General features: G+C 49.3%; 16 protein-coding genes. 15 read left to right on the forward strand and 1 reads right to left on the reverse strand.

Annotation, left to right across the window (positions count from 1 at the left end; translation table 11 throughout):
- Nucleotides 1-17: 17 nt before the first annotated feature.
- Nucleotides 18-2300, forward strand: coding sequence for a bifunctional (p)ppGpp synthetase/guanosine-3',5'-bis(diphosphate) 3'-pyrophosphohydrolase (locus DI579_RS01755; protein ID WP_290595302.1), 2283 nt, complete (start codon nt 18-20; stop codon nt 2298-2300).
- Nucleotides 2301-2466: 166 nt separating this feature from the next.
- Here the strand turns inward: DI579_RS01755 and DI579_RS01760 are convergent, their stop codons facing one another.
- A complete protein-coding gene (locus tag DI579_RS01760; RefSeq protein WP_290595301.1) occupies nt 2467-3663 on the reverse strand; it encodes a peptidylprolyl isomerase in 1197 nt (398 codons plus the stop codon).
- Nucleotides 3664-3742: 79 nt separating this feature from the next.
- On the opposite strand from DI579_RS01760, the gene DI579_RS01765 reads away from it, so the two are divergent.
- The 14 genes from DI579_RS01765 (at nt 3743) to aroQ (ending at nt 19678) form a co-directional block, all read left to right on the forward strand.
- On the forward strand, nt 3743-4414 hold the full coding sequence (locus DI579_RS01765) for an MBL fold metallo-hydrolase (RefSeq protein ID WP_290595300.1): 672 nt from the start codon (nt 3743-3745) through the stop codon (nt 4412-4414).
- Nucleotides 4415-4476: 62 nt separating this feature from the next.
- A complete protein-coding gene (gene hisS / locus DI579_RS01770) occupies nt 4477-5757 on the forward strand; it encodes a histidine--tRNA ligase (RefSeq protein ID WP_290595643.1) in 1281 nt (426 codons plus the stop codon).
- A 125-nt stretch (nt 5758-5882) separates the two neighbouring features.
- On the forward strand, nt 5883-7691 hold the full coding sequence (gene aspS / locus DI579_RS01775) for an aspartate--tRNA ligase (RefSeq protein ID WP_290595299.1): 1809 nt from the start codon (nt 5883-5885) through the stop codon (nt 7689-7691).
- The gene (locus DI579_RS01780) at nt 7684-8817 is read left to right on the forward strand and encodes a hypothetical protein (protein ID WP_290595298.1); all 1134 of its coding nucleotides are present in this window, start codon (nt 7684-7686) and stop codon (nt 8815-8817) included. The genes aspS and DI579_RS01780 overlap by 8 nt, the downstream gene beginning before the upstream one ends.
- 18 nt (nt 8818-8835) lie before the next feature.
- Nucleotides 8836-10239, forward strand: coding sequence for a replication-associated recombination protein A (locus DI579_RS01785; RefSeq protein ID WP_303678593.1), 1404 nt, complete (start codon nt 8836-8838; stop codon nt 10237-10239).
- Nucleotides 10240-10435: 196 nt separating this feature from the next.
- Nucleotides 10436-13120, forward strand: coding sequence for an alanine--tRNA ligase (gene alaS / locus DI579_RS01790; RefSeq protein WP_290595296.1), 2685 nt, complete (start codon nt 10436-10438; stop codon nt 13118-13120).
- Nucleotides 13121-13153: 33 nt separating this feature from the next.
- Nucleotides 13154-13660 (forward strand): Holliday junction resolvase RuvX, encoded by a 507-nt coding sequence (gene ruvX, locus DI579_RS01795; RefSeq protein ID WP_290595295.1) that lies wholly within the window; start codon nt 13154-13156, stop codon nt 13658-13660.
- Nucleotides 13661-14941 (forward strand): endolytic transglycosylase MltG, encoded by a 1281-nt coding sequence (gene mltG / locus DI579_RS01800; RefSeq protein ID WP_290595294.1) that lies wholly within the window; start codon nt 13661-13663, stop codon nt 14939-14941.
- A 35-nt stretch (nt 14942-14976) separates the two neighbouring features.
- Entirely contained in the window at nt 14977-15801 is an 825-nt protein-coding gene (locus DI579_RS01805) for a shikimate dehydrogenase (protein WP_290595293.1), read from the forward strand.
- 42 nt (nt 15802-15843) lie between these two features.
- Nucleotides 15844-16353 carry a prepilin peptidase gene (locus DI579_RS01810; protein WP_290595292.1) on the forward strand — a complete coding sequence of 170 codons (510 nt, stop codon included), beginning with the start codon at nt 15844-15846 and terminating at the stop codon, nt 16351-16353.
- 63 nt (nt 16354-16416) lie between these two features.
- Nucleotides 16417-17613 carry a chorismate synthase gene (aroC, locus tag DI579_RS01815; protein ID WP_290595291.1) on the forward strand — a complete coding sequence of 399 codons (1197 nt, stop codon included), beginning with the start codon at nt 16417-16419 and terminating at the stop codon, nt 17611-17613.
- Nucleotides 17601-18149 (forward strand): shikimate kinase, encoded by a 549-nt coding sequence (locus tag DI579_RS01820; protein ID WP_290595290.1) that lies wholly within the window; start codon nt 17601-17603, stop codon nt 18147-18149. The genes aroC and DI579_RS01820 overlap by 13 nt, the downstream gene beginning before the upstream one ends.
- A 9-nt stretch (nt 18150-18158) precedes the next feature.
- Nucleotides 18159-19244 (forward strand): 3-dehydroquinate synthase, encoded by a 1086-nt coding sequence (aroB, locus tag DI579_RS01825; protein WP_290595289.1) that lies wholly within the window; start codon nt 18159-18161, stop codon nt 19242-19244.
- A 2-nt stretch (nt 19245-19246) separates the two neighbouring features.
- Nucleotides 19247-19678 (forward strand): type II 3-dehydroquinate dehydratase, encoded by a 432-nt coding sequence (aroQ, locus tag DI579_RS01830; protein ID WP_290595288.1) that lies wholly within the window; start codon nt 19247-19249, stop codon nt 19676-19678.
- The last annotated feature ends 50 nt before the right edge of the window (nt 19679-19728 follow it).

The raw sequence follows: 19728 nt of genomic DNA on the forward strand, positions 1-19728 counted from the left end.
CTGGCGGAGGTGATTCGATGGTTGACAATAATCCGTCTGTTGCTGGCAAAGGGGGATTCTCCTCACAAAGTATGCGTGCCCGTTTTGCGCGCAGGATGATAGGAAGCCGAACCACAGTCCCGCCGGCTCTTGAACCACTTATCGCGGTTCATCATAGTTTTCATCCTGGTGGAGATGTTGACCTTCTTGTCCGCGCATATAAAACTGCGGAGCGTCTGCACGAGGGCGTTTATCGTAAATCTGGTGATCCCTACATCACACATCCTCTAGCAGTAGCTACCATTGCAGCCGAAATTGGTATGGATACGGCTACTTTGGCTGCCGCACTTCTACATGACACAGTAGAGGACACAGACTATACCCTTGAGGAACTTACTGCTGATTTCGGTGAAGAAATTGCAGCGATGGTGGATGGAGTTACTAAGCTCGATCGCGTTGCATTAGGTTCTGCAGCTGAAGCTGAGACTATCCGAAAAATGATCATTGCGATGGCGCAAGATCCACGGGTACTCGTTATTAAAGTTGCTGATCGACTTCACAATATGCGCACTATGCGTTTTCTTCCACCGGAGAAGCAAGCTGCAAAAGCCCGGCAAACCCTTGACGTGATTGCTCCGCTTGCTGCTCGCCTGGGTATGTCAGCGGTGAAATGGGAATTAGAGGATTTGAGTTTTCATATCCTCTACCCACGCCAATACGATGAGATTGTCCGCCTTGTCAGTGAGCGGGCACCATCGCGAGAGCGTTATTTAGCACAAGTAATTGAAGAGATAGAGCAGGCACTCAAAGCAGCCAACATAGATGCTAACGTCTATGGTCGTCCTAAGCATTATTGGTCCATCTACCAGAAGATGGTTGTTAGAGGCCGCGAGTTTAACGATATTTATGACTTGGTCGGAGTACGAGTTATTTGTGACGACCTGCGGGACTGCTATGCGGCTGTAGGGGTTATTCACTCATTGTGGCAGCCTATGCCTGGTCGTTTTAAAGACTATATTGCGCAGCCAAGGTTTGGGGTTTACCAGTCCCTACACACTACTGTGGTGGGTCCGCAGGGGAAACCACTTGAGGTGCAGATTCGTACTCAAGAAATGCATCAAACTGCTGAGTACGGTATTGCGGCGCATTGGCGGTACAAAGAAACAAAGGGTAGCCATAAAGGTGATTCTGCAGAATTAGACCGTATGGCATGGATGCGTCAGCTGCTTGATTGGCAAAGGGAGGCTGCTGATCCGGGTGAATTTCTTGAGTCGCTTCGCTACGACTTAGCAGTTAAAGAAATCTTTGTGTTTACGCCTAAAGGTGACGTTATTACCCTTCCCTCGGGTTCAACACCCATCGATTTTGCCTATGCAGTACATACAGAGGTTGGACACCACTGTATTGGCGCAAAAGTTAATGGAAAACTTGTCCCACTGGAAAATACATTAAAAAATGGCGACGTTGTTGAAGTTTTTACATCAAAAGATCCCAGTGCAGGACCAAGCCGCGACTGGGCTCAATTTGTTGTTTCGGGGCGGGCTAAAACAAAGATTCGTCAGTGGTTTGCGAAAGAACGTCGTGAAGAAAATATTGAGGCGGGAAAAGAAGCTATAACACGGGAAATACACCGTGGAGGACTTCCGTTGCACAGACTCCTCAATAACGAGTCGATGGCGCAACTTGTCCAAGAACTTAACTTTGCGGATGCTACGGCTCTCTATAGCGCAGTGGGAAGCGGCAATATTACTGCTGGGCACGTTGTTAGTCGTTTAGTTTCTCTTTTCGGCACTATGGAAGAAGCAGAAGAAACGCTCACTGAGCGTACTGCTTTCCACACATCGCATCATGCCGTAAAAACGACCGATGATGCTGGTGTTCTTGTCGATGGTATGCCGGGAATCAGTGTAAAACTTTCTAAGTGCTGCACGCCCGTGCCAGGTGACGCAATAATTGGCTACATTACTCGTATGGGATCGGTATCAGTTCATCGTGCTGACTGTCCTAATGGACTTCACCTTATTGAAAAAAATAAAAATCGTGAGGTAAAAGTAGAGTGGGCGAGCTCGTCAGCAGCTGTTTTTCTTGTCTGTATTCAAGTGGAGGCTTTGGATCGGCAAGGGCTTTTATCTGACGTTACACATGCACTCTCTGAATCAAAGGTTGATGTTATATCAGCTCAAGTAAAAACTCTCGATGATCGCGTGGCTATTTCTAAGTGGGCATTCCAGATCGGAGATCCGCAACGGTTAAGTATTGTGCTGAATGCGGTTCGTCAAGTTGAGGGTGTTTACGATGTCTATCGCATTAATAGTGTTTAGAACGCATAGTAACTGTAGTGCCATAATGTCTGACTAGTGTTTGGCCAGCAAGTAGCACACTAGTAATAGCTGAATAGCAAATGCACAAATGTAGTGAAGGGGCAGTGCTTCATCTCAGCACTGCCCCTTCACTACGTCTTACGCTATGAATTTGTATTTATACACCCTATTTCGCTTTATGCTGTTCTACTCCAACAGTTTTCACCAGAGTCCAAGTTTTAATATCAACAGGAGTTGCTGGTGCACCGTCAGTTATCTTGCCGTCGGAGGGTGCTGCTGTACCGGGGGCAAGTACAATTCCGTATCCCTTGACTTTATCCAAGATTGAGAAGTCCGCTGGATCGACGACACCGATGACGGTGTAGCTGGGGGCAAGTTGTGTATCTGTGAGGGCGATAAAGAACTGGCCTGAACCGGTATTGGGGCCGGAGTTAGCAACAGCCACTGTTCCCTTGGGGTATGTAATTTGCTGAGCTTGCATTCCGTACTCGGCCCCAGCGGCATTAATGAGGTATTCGGGGAGCTCATCGGGGGTATAGAAACCGGGGTCTCCCATACCAGTTCCGGTGGGGTCACCACACTGGAGAACACTGCCTTGTTCACTGTTGAACATGCGGTGGCAGGATGTGTTGTTAAAGTACTTAGCCTCAATGAGCTTTTCAAATGCGGCATCATTACAAGCAGCATGACGATGGATAAGGTTTATCCGTATATCGCCAGCTGACGTCTTCAGTATGGTGATGGCTTTTCCGGTACGCGGGTACGTACCGTTGAGAGGAGCATCGACCGTACGAGTTTGATTCTTCAGCAGTTCCATGGCAGTGGGGGCGTAGGCAATCTGTGCATCAATTGAGGCCATACGCTCGTTGTACTGCTTTTCGGCTTCCCCTAATTGAGCCTGCGGAATTTGCAGTTTTTGCTGTTCCCACTGCTCTTCCGTCTGTTTTTTAGCATCAGTTAGTTGCTTCAGAAGGTCTGGAGTTTCACTTGAATGCACCCAGTGACAGCTTGACCATTTAGCTGCTTCAATGGCATCTTCGCGAGCCTTGTCATCTTTCTTCTTGTTGACAACGAGAACAATCGTGACAATTACAGCAATAATGACCACGATAGAAGTGATGATGAGGGCAACATTGCGACGATGTTTACGCTCAGCCTCGTTATCTTCCGCGATTTTTGCTTCCAGTCGCTCGCGGGCAGCGATACGGCGCTGCGCAGCTTTTGCAGCGGCATCATCGGCGGGGGAGACGTTTTCTCCTGCTTCAACCATGCTGTTGAGCTTGTCCTCAGGATTATCCCCGGCACCACTATTATTCTTGTCGTATACAGCCACTAGGCGTCCTTTCACAACAGACGTAGACATTAGAAGACTACCGCAAAGTCTTAAAATGGCCATGTTAAGACTAGTCGATTGCTTATTATTGTGCAGAAAAGAGGTCGGTATGAGAATTGCTACCTTCCCAGCAGGTGCTTTTCGCACAAATTGCTATATTGTTTCTTCCGATGACAGCAATGAGTGCATGATCATTGATCCAGGACAGGATGCAGCACCGCAAGTCTGCGACATTATCGATACCAATAAACTGCATCCAGCAGGTATTTATCTCACCCACGGCCATGCAGATCATGTTTGGAATACTCCAGAGTTATCAGAGAAATATGACATTCCAGTTGTTGTTCACCATGACGATATGTTCATGCTGGAGGATCCGGCGGTAGGAGTCGGAGCTGGCCTTTCTTCGGTGTTTCCCTTCAACGGGTGGAAACCCCCACGTCTCTTGACAACATACCAGGATAATGAATTATTAATTGGTGGATTGTCAGTGACGGTACTTCCACTGCCCGGGCATACTCCGGGGGGAGTGGGGCTTCTTGTTACGGATACGTCGACGGACTCGAGTGCTCCGACGGTATTGTTTTCTGGAGATACTTTGTTCAAAGGTGCAGTTGGTCGTACTGATTTATGCGGGGGCGACGCACAGACTCTGCTTGCTTCGATAGAGCGTGAACTTATCCCACTACCTGGTGACGTTGTGGTGGCACCAGGCCATGGGGCTACTAGTACGATGGCGGCGGAACGGGCCGACAACGTCTACTTACGTCGCTTCCGCTGACAGTAGAGTAAATGGGACATAATAGACAGGACACAATTATTCCCGAAGAGAAAGTAAAACGGATGGCTAAAGGATCAGCAGCTGCATCATTCCGAGCTCCTAAAGGTGTACCTGAGTATGTACCCCCGCTCTCAGCACATTTCCAGGCTGTCCGTGATACTCTCGCCGCAACTATTCATAAGTATGGATATTCGCATATTGAACTACCCATGTTCGAAGAGACTGGACTTTTTGCGCGCGGCGTGGGGGAATCAACTGATGTTGTTACGAAGGAAATGTATACCTTTGAAGATCGCTCAGGGCGGTCTTTGACGCTGCGTCCGGAAGGTACGGCGGGCGTTATGCGCTCAGTTATCGAGCACAATCTTGACCGTGGCCAATTGCCATTAAAACTCACGTATGCAGGCCCGTTCTTCCGCTATGAGCGTCCGCAAGCGGGTCGTTATCGTCAGCTTCAGCAAGTTGGTGTGGAAGCTATTGGTGTGGATGATCCGGCTTTGGATGCGGAAGTAATCGCCATGGCTGACACTGCTCTGCGGACATTGGGGTTACGCGGGTATCGTCTCGAACTCACAAGCTTGGGAGATCGGACGTGTCGTCCGGCTTATCGTGAGGCGCTTCAAGAATTTCTTTTTAACCTTCCTCTCGATGAGGAAACGCGTCGTCGCGCTGAAATCAACCCGCTTCGTGTTCTTGACGATAAACGACCCGAGGTCCGTGAGATGACGGAGGATGCTCCGCTCATGCTTAATCATCTATCTGATGAATGCAAGAGTCATTTTGAGTCGGTACTCCGTATCCTCGATACTCTGAGGGTGGAGTACACCGTCAACCCTCGCATGGTACGAGGATTGGATTACTACACCAAGACCACTTTTGAATTTGTGCACGATGGTCTAGGCGCACAATCTGGTATTGGCGGTGGTGGTCGCTATGACGGACTTATGGAGATTCTGGGTGGACAGCCACTTTCCGGTATCGGTTTCGGTCTTGGCGTTGATCGTATTCTTTTAGCGTGCCAGCAGGAAGGATGTGTCCCGGGTTCGGAGGCACATTGTGAAATGTTTGGTGTACCGCTGGGGGACGCTGCAAAAGAAGTAATGATGCCATTGCTTGCTGAAGCCCGCACACAAGGTATTCGTACAGATATGGTGTTCGGTTCTCGTGGAATGAAGGGAGCTTTTAAAGCTGCTGATAAATCTGGAGCGGTGGTTGCTCTGGTCATAGGGGAGAATGAACTTGCTGCAGGAACTGTTGTCGTGAAGGATCTTCGCAATGGTCAGCAGCAGGAAGTTGCGAAAACTGACGCTGTCGCTAGAGCCCTCAACATCATAGGTAAATAAAACGTTCTTTTTACTACGTATGTGCTAATAGTGCATGGTAAGTTCTGCTGCTTGTGAAGAAGCGGGTAGACTAAAACAACGTATGCCTATGGCTTGTTTATAACTTTCAGCATGAAAGGATTCTCGTGCTGCGCACGCATTTTGCTGGCGAATTGAACGCCGCTGCTATTGGACAGACTGTTACTCTCGCGGGCTGGGTTGCCCGTCGCCGTGATCACGGTGGAGTTATTTTTGTTGACCTTCGCGATTCTTCCGGTATTGCACAGGTTGTTTTCCGTAAGGCTGATGTTGCAGAGCAGGCTCACCATTTGCGCTCTGAATACTGCATTAAGGTCACGGGCGTTGTTGAGGCACGTCCAGAAGGTTCCGAGAATCAGAACTTGGCCTCTGGCGAGATTGAGATCAACGTTTCCGAACTGGAAGTGCTCAATAGCTGTGCGCCACTGCCTTTCCAACTTGATGATGAGCCTGGCGAAGAGATCCGCTTGCGGTACCGCTACCTTGATCTGCGCCGTGATAAGCCAGCGTACGATCTTCGACTGCGCTCGAAAGTTAATGCAGCTGCCCGCGAGGTTCTTGCTCAACATGACTTTGTTGAGATTGAGACACCGACAATGACGAGGTCCACGCCAGAAGGTGCACGCGACTTTTTGGTTCCGGCACGTCTGCAGCCTGGCACCTTCTATGCATTGCCACAGTCTCCACAGCTTTTCAAGCAGCTTCTTATGGTGGCTGGAATGGAACGGTACTACCAGATAGCACGATGCTACCGGGATGAGGATTTCCGTGCTGATCGACAGCCTGAATTTACTCAGCTTGATGTTGAGATGAGCTTCGTTGATCAAGAGGATATTATTGCTCTGGCAGAAGATATTCTTGTCAATCTCTGGAAACTCATTGGGTATGAGATCAAGACTCCTATCCCGCGCATGACGTACGCAGATGCTATGCGTCTCTATGGTTCAGATAAGCCCGATCTACGGTTCGATATTCAGATCGTAGAGTGTGCCGACTTCTTCCAAAACACTCCCTTCCGTGTATTCCAAGCTCCCTACGTTGGTGCGGTCGTTATGAAGGGTGGCGCATCGCAGCCCCGTCGTCAATTGGATGCTTGGCAGGAATGGGCTAAGCAGCGTGGTGCTAAGGGGCTCGCCTATATTCTCGTGGGTGAGGATGGACAGCTATCTGGTCCCGTTGCTAAGAATATTTCCGATGAAGAACGCGCCGGCATTGCTGCGCATGTTAACGCGGAGCCGGGTGACTGTATCTTCTTTGCCGCAGGCGATGTTAAATCTTCGCGTGCTCTGCTGGGTGCAGCACGTAATGAGATTGCAAAGAAGCTGGGTCTTATCAAGGACGGAGATTGGGCCTTTACCTGGGTTGTAGACGCACCTCTCTTTGAGCCTTCTGCAGACGCTACTGCCTCGGGTGACGTTGCTCTCGGTAATTCTGCATGGACGGCTGTGCATCACGCTTTCACGTCTCCAAAGCCTGAATCTATGGATACGTTTGATACCGATCCAGGTAGTGCTCTTGCTTATGCCTATGACATTGTCTGTAATGGCAATGAAATCGGTGGCGGTTCCATTCGTATTCACCGTCGCGATGTACAGGAACGCGTCTTTAAAGTAATGGGTATCAGTGAGGAAGAGGCACAGGAAAAGTTCGGCTTCTTGCTTGACGCTTTCAAGTATGGTGCTCCGCCACACGGAGGCATTGCTTTCGGATGGGATCGTATTACTGCATTGCTTGCCGGTGAGGAATCAATCCGCGACGTTATTGCATTCCCCAAGTCCGGTGGTGGTGTTGATCCTCTGACGGATGCTCCTGCTCCTATTACTGCCCAGCAGCGTAAGGAATCTGGAATTGATGCGAAGCCAGTTCGCACTGGTGAGCGTGAGGTAAAGAGCGAAAACTCTAAGGATAATGACTAGCACTGTTGATGACGCTATTGCGCTCGGTGAGCGAATACTGAGTGCCCGAGTGGGAAGCCCGGTCACCCTGTCGCATACCGAACGCATTGCGTCCGACTCTGACGCAGTTTTAGTGCGTGGTGTTACTTCAGATAGTCCCTTTCTTCCCTCTCGGAAAGTTGTCGTTAAAGTATTCCCCAATCGTGGAGAAGAACGCGATGGACTTCTGTTGCGGGAAATTGTGGGGTACCAGTTCGTCGGTTCTCTTAGTAGCGCAGCCACTTTTGGTCCGGAACTAATAGCGTACGACCTTGATGAACGTGCATTTGTCCTTTCCGATTTGGGAACAACATCTACTCTGCAGGATGTTTTGAATGAGGGGCAGCATGGTGCTGTAACCATTGCAGCATTACAGGAATTGGCTACCCTTATTGGTTCACTACAGGTTTCTACAGCAGGGCGCGAAGAGGATTTTCACGCACTGTTGCATCGTGCGCAAACAAAGATACCTGGTCTTTCGGTTCCTTTTTCTTCGCAAGTGTTAGCGGATACATTGCGTCGTGTTCCGAAACTACTCCACGATAAATTAGGAATCGACCTTGTCGAGTCGGTTCAAGACCATGGTCGTCGTAGTGTGAAACGCGCTGTTCAAGGAAGCTATCGAGCCTTTGGTGCGGCGGAGCTTATTCCTGAAAACATTCTCATGTCGCAGCGTAATATCAGGCTACTAGATTTTGCTTTCTGTGGTTACCGAGACATCGGTGTTGATATTGCTGCTGTGTTGTTAGGTTTCCCCTCGGATCTTAATGGTTATGAACTGACAAGAGAGGAAATCGACGCTGTTACCCATACGTGGGTTGAGCAAGTTGATGCCATGTGGCCTCGTATGCGGAGGAAACAATCATCGCGTAAACGTATCTTAGATGGCGCCCTCACATGGGCGTGGTTGAGTGTCAGTTGGATCCTTGGAGATGAACCTAACTTCGAGCATGCTGCCAGTAAAGACAAATTAGATACTGATGATATTGTGCGTTTTTTAGCAATCCGCAATTTAGAAAGACTTGGTACGCTAGCTGAGTACTGGGAAGATAGCGAGTTAGCTGACCATGCTCGCACAGTATCTGTAGCGCTTGCGGCTGTGGCTTAAGTCATTAATGGAGGAAGTATGGATAGCTCTTCTCCGGGTCTTTTTACCATGAATGATTCTGACGAGACAGTTGCCCACCATACTTCTACTGACGGGGATTCGTCTTCATCGCGTGGTGTTCGTCGGTACATTCGGGAGGGAGCTCCGCTCGCTGTACGGATGCGTCCACGTACCCTTGATGAGGTAGTAGGACAGCAACATCTGTTGGGAGAGGGATCTCCACTGCGTCGCCTTATTGAAGGTGAGGGAGTAAACTCCGTCATCCTTTATGGTCCTCCGGGAACAGGCAAGACAACATTAGCAAGTCTTATTTCGGGGGTCACTGGTAGAAAATTTGTTGAGCTTTCTGCATTGTCTGCTGGTGTTAAAGAAGTACGTCAGGTTATTGATGATGCACGCACTCGTCTTGCGTATGGCGTTGACACAGTACTGTTTATTGATGAAGTGCATCGGTTTTCCCGTACTCAGCAGGAAGCTTTGCTAGCAGCGGTGGAAAACCGTGTTGTTCTGCTGGTAGCGGCAACTACTGAGAATCCTTCATTTTCGGTAGTTGCGCCTCTTTTATCGCGGTCACTTGTCCTACAGCTTAAACCGCTAAAACCCGACGATCTGCGAATTTTATTAGAGCGTGCAGTATCTGATCCGCGTGGCTTTGGGGGGCATATTGAGGTGGAGGATGCCGCTTATACAGATCTCGTAAGGTTGGCGGGGGGTGACGCACGTCGCGCGTTAACGTATTTAGAGGCGGCAGCTGATGCGCGTTTTCATGATGATGATCCGCTTACTGTTTCTGATATTGAGCGTTCTACACCGGATGCGTTGGCGCGCTATGACCGTAATGGAGACCAGCACTACGACACTGTAAGCGCTTTTATTAAATCGGTGCGTGGATCGGATCCTGATGCTGCTCTCCACTATCTTGCCCGTATGATAAACGCGGGGGAAGATCCACGTTTTATTGCTCGTCGGCTCATAATTCTCGCCTCTGAAGATATTGGTTTGGCTGATTCCACTGCGTTACAAACTGCAGTGGCGGCAGCACAGGCAGTACAGATGATCGGTATGCCGGAGGGGCGTATTATCCTCTCGGAGGCGACACTTCATTTAGCAACGGCACCAAAATCCAATGCGTGTTATACCGCTATTGACGCCGCTTTAGAAGATGTACGGAACGGTGTAGTAGGTCCTATTCCACAGCATCTCCGTGATGGCCATTATGCGGGCGCGAAAAAGTTGGGAAACGCGATCGGCTATCAGTATCCCCATAACACTTCTGAGGGAATTCAGAAGCAACAGTATCCGCCTGACAATTTGGTAGGCAAAAACTACTATCATCCCACTGAGCATGGTGCAGAAAAACGAATTGCCCAGTGGCTACCTAAATTACGGACAGCTGTTCGGGGAGCAACTAAGAAGAATTAATTCTTAGGACAAAAGAGGGTTTTCTTTGCCTATGTCTCTGAGATATGGGTCCGCGTGTGTCACAAGGTAAGCTAAAGGGCGAGAAAAACGATACGCACACTGTGGAACTGCAGCTGCCCTTGCGTGTTGTTGCGCCTTATTGGTGTGGCGACCGTAGTAGCCACAGCGCGGTGTTTAAAGAAAAAGGATTCCATCCGTGCAAACCCACGAAATTCGGCAACGTTTTATTGATCATTACGTGAAAGCTGGACATACGCATGTTCCGTCCGCATCTCTCGTACTAGAAGATCCCACTCTGCTTTTCGTTAATGCCGGTATGGTTCCCTTTAAACCCTATTTTTTGGGACAACAGACCGCACCTTTCTCTACCGCTACTTCTATCCAGAAGTGTGTCCGTACGCTCGATATTGACGAAGTTGGTATTACCACGCGGCATAATACTTTCTTCCAGATGGCCGGTAATTTTTCCTTTGGAGCGTACTTCAAAGAGGGTGCTATTAAACATGCTTGGTCTCTGCTGACGAGCCCAGTTGACGAGGGGGGCTACGGATTCGATCCAGATTCGTTGTGGGCTACCGTCTACAAGGATGATGATGAGGCCTACTCCATCTGGCGTGATGGTGTTGGTATGCGGGAGGATCACATTCAGCGTCGCGGGATGAAAGACAATTTCTGGTCGATGGGTGTTCCCGGACCGTGTGGACCTTCCTCCGAGATCTTTTTCGATAGAGGACCAGCCTATGGTAAAGAGGGTGGACCTGTTGTCGATGAAGATCGATATATCGAGATCTGGAATCTTGTCTTCATGGAGAAGGAACGCGGAGAGGGCATCGGTAAAGACGGCTACAAGGTTATTGGGTCTCTTCCGCAGAAGAATATCGACACTGGTATGGGTATTGAGCGTGTGGCGTTCATTCTGCAGGGCGTTGAAAATGTTTACGAAACTGATCTGCTTCGTCCCACTATTACCACTGCGGAACGGTTAACTGGGTCTACTTATAGTGATGCTCCAGAAGACCATCAGGATGCTGTTTATTTCCGCGTTATTGCGGATCACTCGCGTACTGCCGTCATGCTTATTGCTGATGGAGTAACTCCTGGTAATGAAGGCCGCGGCTATATTTTGCGACGTCTTATTCGACGTATTGTTCGCTCTGCTCGTCTGCTGGGCGCGCATGGTCCTGTTATGGAGGAACTAACTGCTACGGTGTGCGACTCTATGTCACCTTCCTTCCCCGAGTTGGTGACAAAGCGTGAGCATATCCAAAAGCTTTGTGTAACAGAGGAAAAAGCATTTCTCCGGACTCTTGATTCGGGGATGAAGCTGTTCGCTGTGGAGGCTGCTGCGGTAAAAGCTAGAGGCGAGGATGTCATTCCTGGCGATGTTGCTTTTACTTTGCATGATACGCATGGATTCCCCATCGATTTAACTCGTGAAATGGCTGCTGAACAGGGAATGACTGTTGATGATGCAGCTTTTGATCGTCTTATGCAGGAGCAGAAACAGCGCGCTAAAGCTGATTCGCACGCGAAGAAGCATGCACATGCTGACCTTGGTGTTTATCGAGATTTTATCGATCAGCACCCCACTACTTTCACTGGTTATAACAGTCTTACTACTGACACCAAGATTCTTGGTCTCGTTGTCGATGGTGAGCATGTCGACCACGCAGATACCGGAACTCATGTTGAGGTCATTCTGGAAGACTCCCCATTCTATGCAGAAGCGGGAGGACAGTGTGCAGATTGTGGAACAATTACAACGGCACAAGGGTGCGTAGATGTCCGGGATGTTCAGAAAATCGGGAAAAAAGTTTGGCTGCATCGTGGCATCGTGACAAGTGGAACTATCACTGTTGGTTCTGCACAGGCGCAGGTAGATGCGGTTAATCGGCGTCATGGAGCGCAGGCGCATACTGCTACTCACCTGGTACACGCAGCTCTCCGCTCAATCCTCGGTGAAGAAGCTGTGCAAGCAGGATCGCTCAATAAGCCTGGATATTTGAGGTTTGATTTCAACTGGACGTCTCCTCTTACCCCGGCGGAACTCACCGAAATTGAAGAGTGGGTCAATACTGCTATTGATCAAGACCTTCCGGTAACAACGGAAATTATGGCTTTGGACGATGCTAAAGCTTCTGGTGCAATGGCACTGTTCGGTGAGAATTATGGTGATAAAGTTCGCGTTGTCACCATTGGTGAGGAGGGTAAGCCGTGCGTATCTAAAGAGCTTTGCGGTGGAATCCATGTTGCATCTACGGCACAGATTGGATCAGTTCGATTCATTGGTGATTCATCTGTGGGATCAGGTATCCGTCGAGTAGAAGCCTATGTTGGCCTCCAAGCGCTTGCTGCAGCTCGCAATGACCAGCGTATTGTCAACGATCTGATGGCTCGTTTTAAGGTGAAATCAGACGATGTTGTACCGCGTGTGGCTGCTCTTCAAGAAACAGTGAAAAATCTTGAGAGAGAGCTCTCTGATGTACGTATGGCGGCAGTATTGAAGGATGCTGGTTCCTTTATTGAGCAGGCTGTCGATATTAACGGTGTACAGGTGATCGCTGCGGAGGCTCCGCATGGAGCAGATGGTGCCCAACTGCGTACTTTGGCCTGCACTATTCGTAAGCATTTTGGAGAAAACCCGGCAGTTGTTGCACTGTTCACTGGTTCTGGGGAAAAGCTCCCATTTGTTGTTGCTGTTAACTCTTCAGCCGTATCACGTGGTGTGAAAGCCGGCGATATTGTGAAGGCTGCCGCTCCTGCAATTGGTGGTCGTGGCGGCGGAAAACCCGATCTTGCCCAAGGCTCGGGGAGTGACGCTAGTGGACTTGCGGAAGCTCTGACCACTGTTACTGCTGCAGTGCAGAAAGTTACTGTGTAAAAGTACCGTATAAAGCTACTGTGTAGGGTTTTTGTGGAATTAGATGATTACCGTCCTGACGTCCCGGGTGATGATGACCCGGGACGTGGCCGCCGGATAGCATTTGACGTTGGGAAAGCACGTATAGGCGTTGCATCGTGTGACCCAGACTGTATCTTGGCGACTCCCGTTGAGACTATTCATTTAAAGCATTATCCCTGGCCACAGGTTACCCTGCAGAGAATAGATAGCATTCTAACGGAATATGAACCCGTTGAAGTTATCGTCGGCTTACCACGTACATTGCATGGACGCGCGTCTAGTTCAGTAGAGATGGCTATTGGTTTTGTCGATGAATTTCGCACGTCGTGGCCAAAAATACCTGTACGCTTAGTAGACGAGCGATTATCAACAGTGGTTGCTACCCAGGCACTCCGTTCGTCGCAGGTAGCGAGCCGTGCACAACGAGCTCTCGTTGACCAAGCTGCCGCTGTAGAAATTCTTAATACATGGCTCGATCTTCGTAGACGACATTGTTGTCATAATGAGAAGGAACAGTGAGTGGGACGGCACAGTAAAGGGATTGACCCGCAAGACTATACGGAAGAATCTAGTATCGTTGCTGAATCTTCTGATAAACACGCGGCGCCCAGTGATAACGCCGAAGGATATAGCAATGATGCGAATAATATTTCTTCGCAATCTGGCAAAACTGTAAAAAGTCGGCGGTTTTCAATTGTCAGTGGCGTCGTGCTATTAGTCGTTGTCCTCTTCGCTGGAGCGATGCTGTACCATCACCGCAATAGGCACTCATATCCTGATTTTGAGGGACCGGGGACAGGATCGGTTCTCGTTGAAGTTACTCCAGGGGCGTCAGCTGCCTCATTAGCTCCAACATTAGTGGAAATGGGCGTCGTCAAATCTACTGGTGCTTTTATTCAAGCAGCTAATGATAATCCTCGTATTACGTCCATGCAGCCTGGCTACTACCAACTTCGTAAAAAAATGGCGGCTGTGAAAGCTGTTGAGAAGCTTCTCGATCCTTCTAACAGAGCAGGTGCAGTTAATCTCCCTGGTGGTGTAACGCTGGAAGATGTTCATGTTGTGCATGGGAAGACATTCGGTATCTACCATCATCTTTCTGTCGCATCCTGTTATATGAACGCGCAAAAAAAGCATTGTATTAGCAGTGCAGCCTTCCGGAATGCTGTTGCGAAAGCGAATCCTGCCCAGTTAGGTGTTCCCGAGTGGGCATACCATGCGGTAGCTCACGCAAAATATCCTGATCGTAAAATCGAGGGGCTTATTCTTCCGGGAGTTCACGTTTTCAATCCGACGCATAGTCCCCTCCAGATTATTCACGATCTTGTGACGGCATCGGCAGAGATCTATCAGCAGTCAGGTTTAGTAGAGGCTGCTAAGAAGCAAAAATTATCGCCGTACGAAATTGTGACAGGAGCATCACTAATACAGCGGGAAGTAGGAGTATCTGATTACGGGAAAGTAGCACGCGTTATTGTTAACCGGTTAAACCGTGATCAGCCCCTGCAGTTTGATTCAACTGTTAACTATGGTTTGTCTGAGCAGCAGGTTGCTACTACAGATGCAGATCGTGCCGCAGTGACCCCATGGAATACCTATGCAAAGAAGGGGCTACCAGCCACCCCTATTTGCTCACCTACAATGGATGCTGTACACGCTATGGAAAATCCCACTCCAGGTGATTGGCTTTACTTTGTGACAGTTGACAAGCGGGGCACTACTAAATTCAATGCCACGCTAAAAGGCCATGAACGAGATATTAAAGAAGCTCATCGCAATGGAGTTTTCGATAGCCAATAAAAGGGTACTTATCGCGGATTCGTAGAAAGGTCACTATGCTTGCCGCAGCAGTTCTTGGTTCTCCTATCGATCATTCGCTTTCCCCTCTTCTTCATGAATCTGCCTACCGCGCACTGGGTTTAAATGATTGGACGTACACTCAAATTGAGTGCACTGCCAGTGATCTTCCTAGAATAGTTTCTGCTGCGGATCCCGGTATGCGTGGATTTTCTGTTACCAGACCATGCAAAGATGCTGCGTTGCGGTTTGCTGACGTTGTTTCAGAGCGTGCACATATCGTGGAATCTGCCAATACACTCATTCGTCGGGGCACAGAGTGGTATGCGGACTGTACAGACATTGATGGTGCATGTGCTTCTCTTAAAAAATCTGGTTACACCGGCGGCAATGTTCTTCTGCTAGGTGCAGGTGGAACATCTCGCCCGTATCTTTCCGCCCTTCGCAGTGCCGGAGTAGAAGGAGTAGGGAGAGTCGCTATTGCGTCGCGTGCAGAGGAACGTGCACAACACACGTTGCATGTTGCTGCACGGCTAGGACTGGATTATTCCTGGATACCTCTCAATGATCCTGAGATTTTGCGCGCTAGCTGTCATAACGCCACTTTAGTTATTTCGACTTTACCGGGTGACGCAGCTGCCGGATACAGTACATTTCTCCGTCGAACTCCACGTCTTATTGATGTGACGTATGCACCATGGCCTACCTCATTAGCGCAAGTAGTGGCAGATAATGGCGGTACAGTGGTCGGTGGACGGACAATGTTGTTACACCAGGCTGTCGCACAGATAGAAGCCTTCACCCAAAAAACTGTGACAGATGATGTTTTTGCCGCAATGGTAGCTTCCCTACAAAGGTCCTAAAAATCCTACACTGAGGGCGACTTACCCTCGTGAGGAAAAATAGTGACTGTATCTTCTATACCTTTTATATGTTCTACCGCTATCACAGTATTGTCTTTGCTATGGCTAGCATGGTTAGCGCGGCAGGACAGTGCAGCACGGCGTATCCCTACATATCTTGTGGGACTCGGAATAGTGTTAGCAAGCATGTATTCGTTCAGTGAAGGTGCCTGCGGTCGCGCAGTATGCGCTGGATTATGCCTTTTTGCCTGTTATCTCATTCCCTATGTCATGGGCGCGGGTATTGGTGGGGGAGATGTTAAAGCGGCTTTTCCCATTGGGATGTTTGTGGGGGCATTGGGATGGGCTGCTTGGTGGTGCGCGAGTGTAGGTGCATTTCTTGTTACTGCGTGTGTGGGAATAGGACAACGCATTATTCTCCGTCTATCTACACAATTCTCGCACACCAGTGCCCACGATGAGATTCATAGTCTTACTATTCCGCATGGTGTCTCACTTGCTGTCGTCACTGGAATCATTCTTATTTCTCATTATCTGGTTATATTCCGCTAAGAATATGCCCAGTAAGGGAACGTATCGCCGTGGAGAAGAAGCGAAACATGACAGAATGGAGAAGTGTTTCGATGGACTACTGCAGGTGAATCCCATGGCCAAGCTCTCATCGCTCTCGTAGAGGATGTTATTTCTGGCCTTCCGCTTTCGACCGATGAGGTCGCTACTCAGTTAGCGCGTCGCCGTCTCGGCTATGGTCGTGGCGCGCGGATGAAGTTTGAGCAGGATCATGTCACACTCCTCACCGGTGTGCGACACGGCAAGACCCTGGGGGGTCCTATCGCTATTCAGATTGAGAATAGTGAGTGGCCTAAGTGGGAGAAAATCATGTCTCCCGACTATGTTGACCCTGCCGCTATTGATGATTTAGCGCGTAACCAGGCACTCACCCGTCCACGACCAGGACATGCCGACTTTGCCGGAATGCTCAAATACAATGCAGACGATGCGCGCAATATTCTGGAGCGTTCTTCCGCCCGCGAGACCGCTGCCCGTGTTGCTGCCGGTACAGTGGCGCGCTCTATCCTGCGGGAAGTGCTGGGGGTAGAGGTTGTCTCCCGTGTACTTTCCATCGGAAATTCCACCCTTTATGGTGAGGATGACCTTCCCACTAGTACCGATCAACGTCGTATTGATGAAAGCCCAGTGCGTGCCTCCCATCCAGAAGCAGAAGCGAGCATGATCGCAGAGATTGATGCAGCTCGCAAAGCTGGCGATACTTTAGGTGGCATTGTTGAAGTCGTCGTTCATGGTCTTCCTATTGGCTTGGGATCGTTTGTCTCTGGCGAGCGTCGTCTAGAAGCTAGATTAGCCAGTGCTTTAATGGGGATCCAGGCCATTAAGGGGGTAGAAGTTGGTGACGGTTTCGCACTTGCACGCCATCGCGGCTCTGTAGCACACGATCAAATGGATCCCACTGAAGATGGCATTATTCGACGTTCTAATCATGCCGGAGGGCTGGAAGGCGGTATGACCAACGGACAGCCGTTAGTTATACGTGCCGCAATGAAACCTATATCTACAGTTCCTCGTGCTTTAGCCACAATTGATATGGCGACGGGTGCACCTGCTACTGCTATTCATCAACGGTCGGATGTATGTGCTGTGCCTGCTGCTGGAGTAGTCGCAGAAGCTATGGTGGCTTTAGTTCTTGCCCAGGCAGTGCTGGAAAAATTCGGGGGAGATACGCTTGCAGAAACGCAGCGGAATTACCATGCGTATCAAGAGTATGTGAAGGAACGCCTGACATGGGCGAAGTAGCATGTTCTCCAGTCTGCGTTTTTGTGGGGCTTCCGGGTTCTGGGAAAACGACTGCGGCCAAAAGACTTTCTCGTGCGCTACAGCTGCCTTTTGCGGATACAGACCAGATCATTGAAGAACGCTATGGAAAAAGCTGTGGAGAAGTATTCACAGAGCTTGGCGAAAAAGCTTTCCGTGACGTTGAAGAAGATGTGGTAGCAGAGGCCTTAGCGTCTTATGGCGGTATTCTCGCACTGGGTGGGGGAGCTATTTTATCGCCACGGACCCGTACTTTGTTGATGGACGTACCGGTTATTTTTCTCGATATTTCTGCCGCAGAGGGTATCCGGCGCACAAGTGGAACGGCTACGCGTCCTGTGCTTGCGGCGGCTGATCCCGTAGAGCATTATCGGCAGTTGTACCGCATACGGAGACCATACTATTTCGAGGTTGCGGATCTTGTCCTCCAACCAGAACATCGTAAACCGATTGATGTTATCGACGAGATCTGTACGTTCCTCGGCCGTACTCGCATTACTACCAATAGTGACAACTGAAAGAGTCTTATGCGTTCTACTGTGATTGATGTAAAAGCTGCACAGCCTTATCACGTTTGTATCGGCTCGCATTTAGTTCCAGATATTGCTGAACTGGGCAGTACTTTCCGTAATGTAGGCATCGTTTATCAGAAGAGCGTGTCCACTTTCGTTGCGGATATTGCTGCCGCACTTCAAAGTAAAGGGACTAATGTACATCTTTTTGCAGTTCCTGATGCGGAGGCTGGCAAAACCTTAGTAGTGGCAGAAGAACTCTGGATGAGCTGTGGTAATGCCGGTATTACTCGTGCAGATGCCATCATGGGAGTGGGTGGCGGTGCAGCCACTGATCTGGCTGGCTTTATTGCGTCAACATGGATGCGGGGAATAGCTTTTATTAGTTGTCCCACGTCGCTTCTTGGCATGGTAGATGCTGGTGTAGGCGGTAAAACAGGTATCAATAATGCCATTGGTAAGAATCTGATCGGTACTTTCCATGAACCGCGTGGTGTTTTTATCGATCTTTCGGTGCTGCATACACTGCCACGAGCAGAAATCGTCTCAGGTATGGCTGAAGTTGTGAAATGTGGTTTTATTTCTGATCAGCGCATTATTGATCTTATTGAAGAGAACCCTGCAGCAGTTTTCGATGTTGATGGTGCTGTTCTTCATGAGCTTGTGCAGCGTTCAGTACAGGTAAAAGCTGATGTAGTGAGCTGCGATCTACGAGAAACCGGCCTCCGCGAAAATCTTAACTATGGGCATACTCTGGCACATGCGATTGAGCAGCGTGAACACTATCTGTGGCGGCATGGGAATGCGGTAGCAGTGGGGATGGTGTTTGCTGCTGCACTAGCTCGTACTGCGGGATTATTGAATGATGCAGACGTTGCACGTACCCGTGCTGTACTTCACTCTGTGGGGCTTCCCACGACATACGAAGCTGGGGCTTTGGATGAACTGACTCATACTATGCAGTCAGATAAGAAGAACCGGAATGGGGCACTTCGCTTTGTCGTCCTCGATGGTTTCGGAAATCCCATCCGCTTGGAAAATCCCTCTCCCCAACAATTGGCAGATGCTTACTCCGTCATAAGCGAACCGGAAGGAAAATAGTCATGATTCATGTACTCAATGGGCCTAACCTGGGAAGATTAGGGAAGCGTCAACCCGACATTTACGGTTCCACGACTTTTTCAGATCTTGTCGCTTTGCTTGAACATGACGCTGCAGATTTGGGTGTTGACGTAGAGGTGAAGCAAACAGACTCTGAAGCCGAGCTGCTGGGGTGGATACATGATAGTGCTGATAAACGGGAGCCTGTTATTTTGAATGCCGGTGCTCTTACACACACGTCGGTAGCATTACGCGATGCTTGCGCGGAATTAACTGATTATGCCGGTTTTATCGAAGTGCATATCTCTAATGTGCATGCGCGCGAAGAGTTTCGCCATCATAGTTATCTTTCTGACATTGCTACCGGTGTTATCGTCGGCCTGGGGATTGATGGCTACCGTCTAGCACTGCGTTGGTTTGCACAGCACAACTAGTATTGCCTAATAACGAAGGGCGTAGGAGAGACTGTAAAGGAAAGATTATG

This window comes from Lawsonella clevelandensis, from assembly GCF_003241315.1.
In the GTDB taxonomy this organism is placed as follows: domain Bacteria; phylum Actinomycetota; class Actinomycetes; order Mycobacteriales; family Mycobacteriaceae; genus Lawsonella; species Lawsonella clevelandensis_A.

Coding starts and splice junctions, on each gene's coding strand:
- aroB (WP_290595289.1), top strand. CDS start 18,159: ATGCGTTCTACTGTGATTGATGTAAAAGCTGCACAGCCTTATCACGTT.
- DI579_RS01805 (WP_290595293.1), top strand. CDS start 14,977: ATGCTTGCCGCAGCAGTTCTTGGTTCTCCTATCGATCATTCGCTTTCC.
- DI579_RS01820 (WP_290595290.1), top strand. CDS start 17,601: ATGGGCGAAGTAGCATGTTCTCCAGTCTGCGTTTTTGTGGGGCTTCCG.
- hisS (WP_290595643.1), top strand. CDS start 4,477: ATGGCTAAAGGATCAGCAGCTGCATCATTCCGAGCTCCTAAAGGTGTA.
- DI579_RS01780 (WP_290595298.1), top strand. CDS start 7,684: ATGACTAGCACTGTTGATGACGCTATTGCGCTCGGTGAGCGAATACTG.
- aroQ (WP_290595288.1), top strand. CDS start 19,247: ATGATTCATGTACTCAATGGGCCTAACCTGGGAAGATTAGGGAAGCGT.
- DI579_RS01760 (WP_290595301.1), bottom strand. CDS start 3,663: ATGTCTACGTCTGTTGTGAAAGGACGCCTAGTGGCTGTATACGACAAG.
- DI579_RS01755 (WP_290595302.1), top strand. CDS start 18: ATGGTTGACAATAATCCGTCTGTTGCTGGCAAAGGGGGATTCTCCTCA.
- DI579_RS01785 (WP_303678593.1), top strand. CDS start 8,836: ATGGATAGCTCTTCTCCGGGTCTTTTTACCATGAATGATTCTGACGAG.
- DI579_RS01765 (WP_290595300.1), top strand. CDS start 3,743: ATGAGAATTGCTACCTTCCCAGCAGGTGCTTTTCGCACAAATTGCTAT.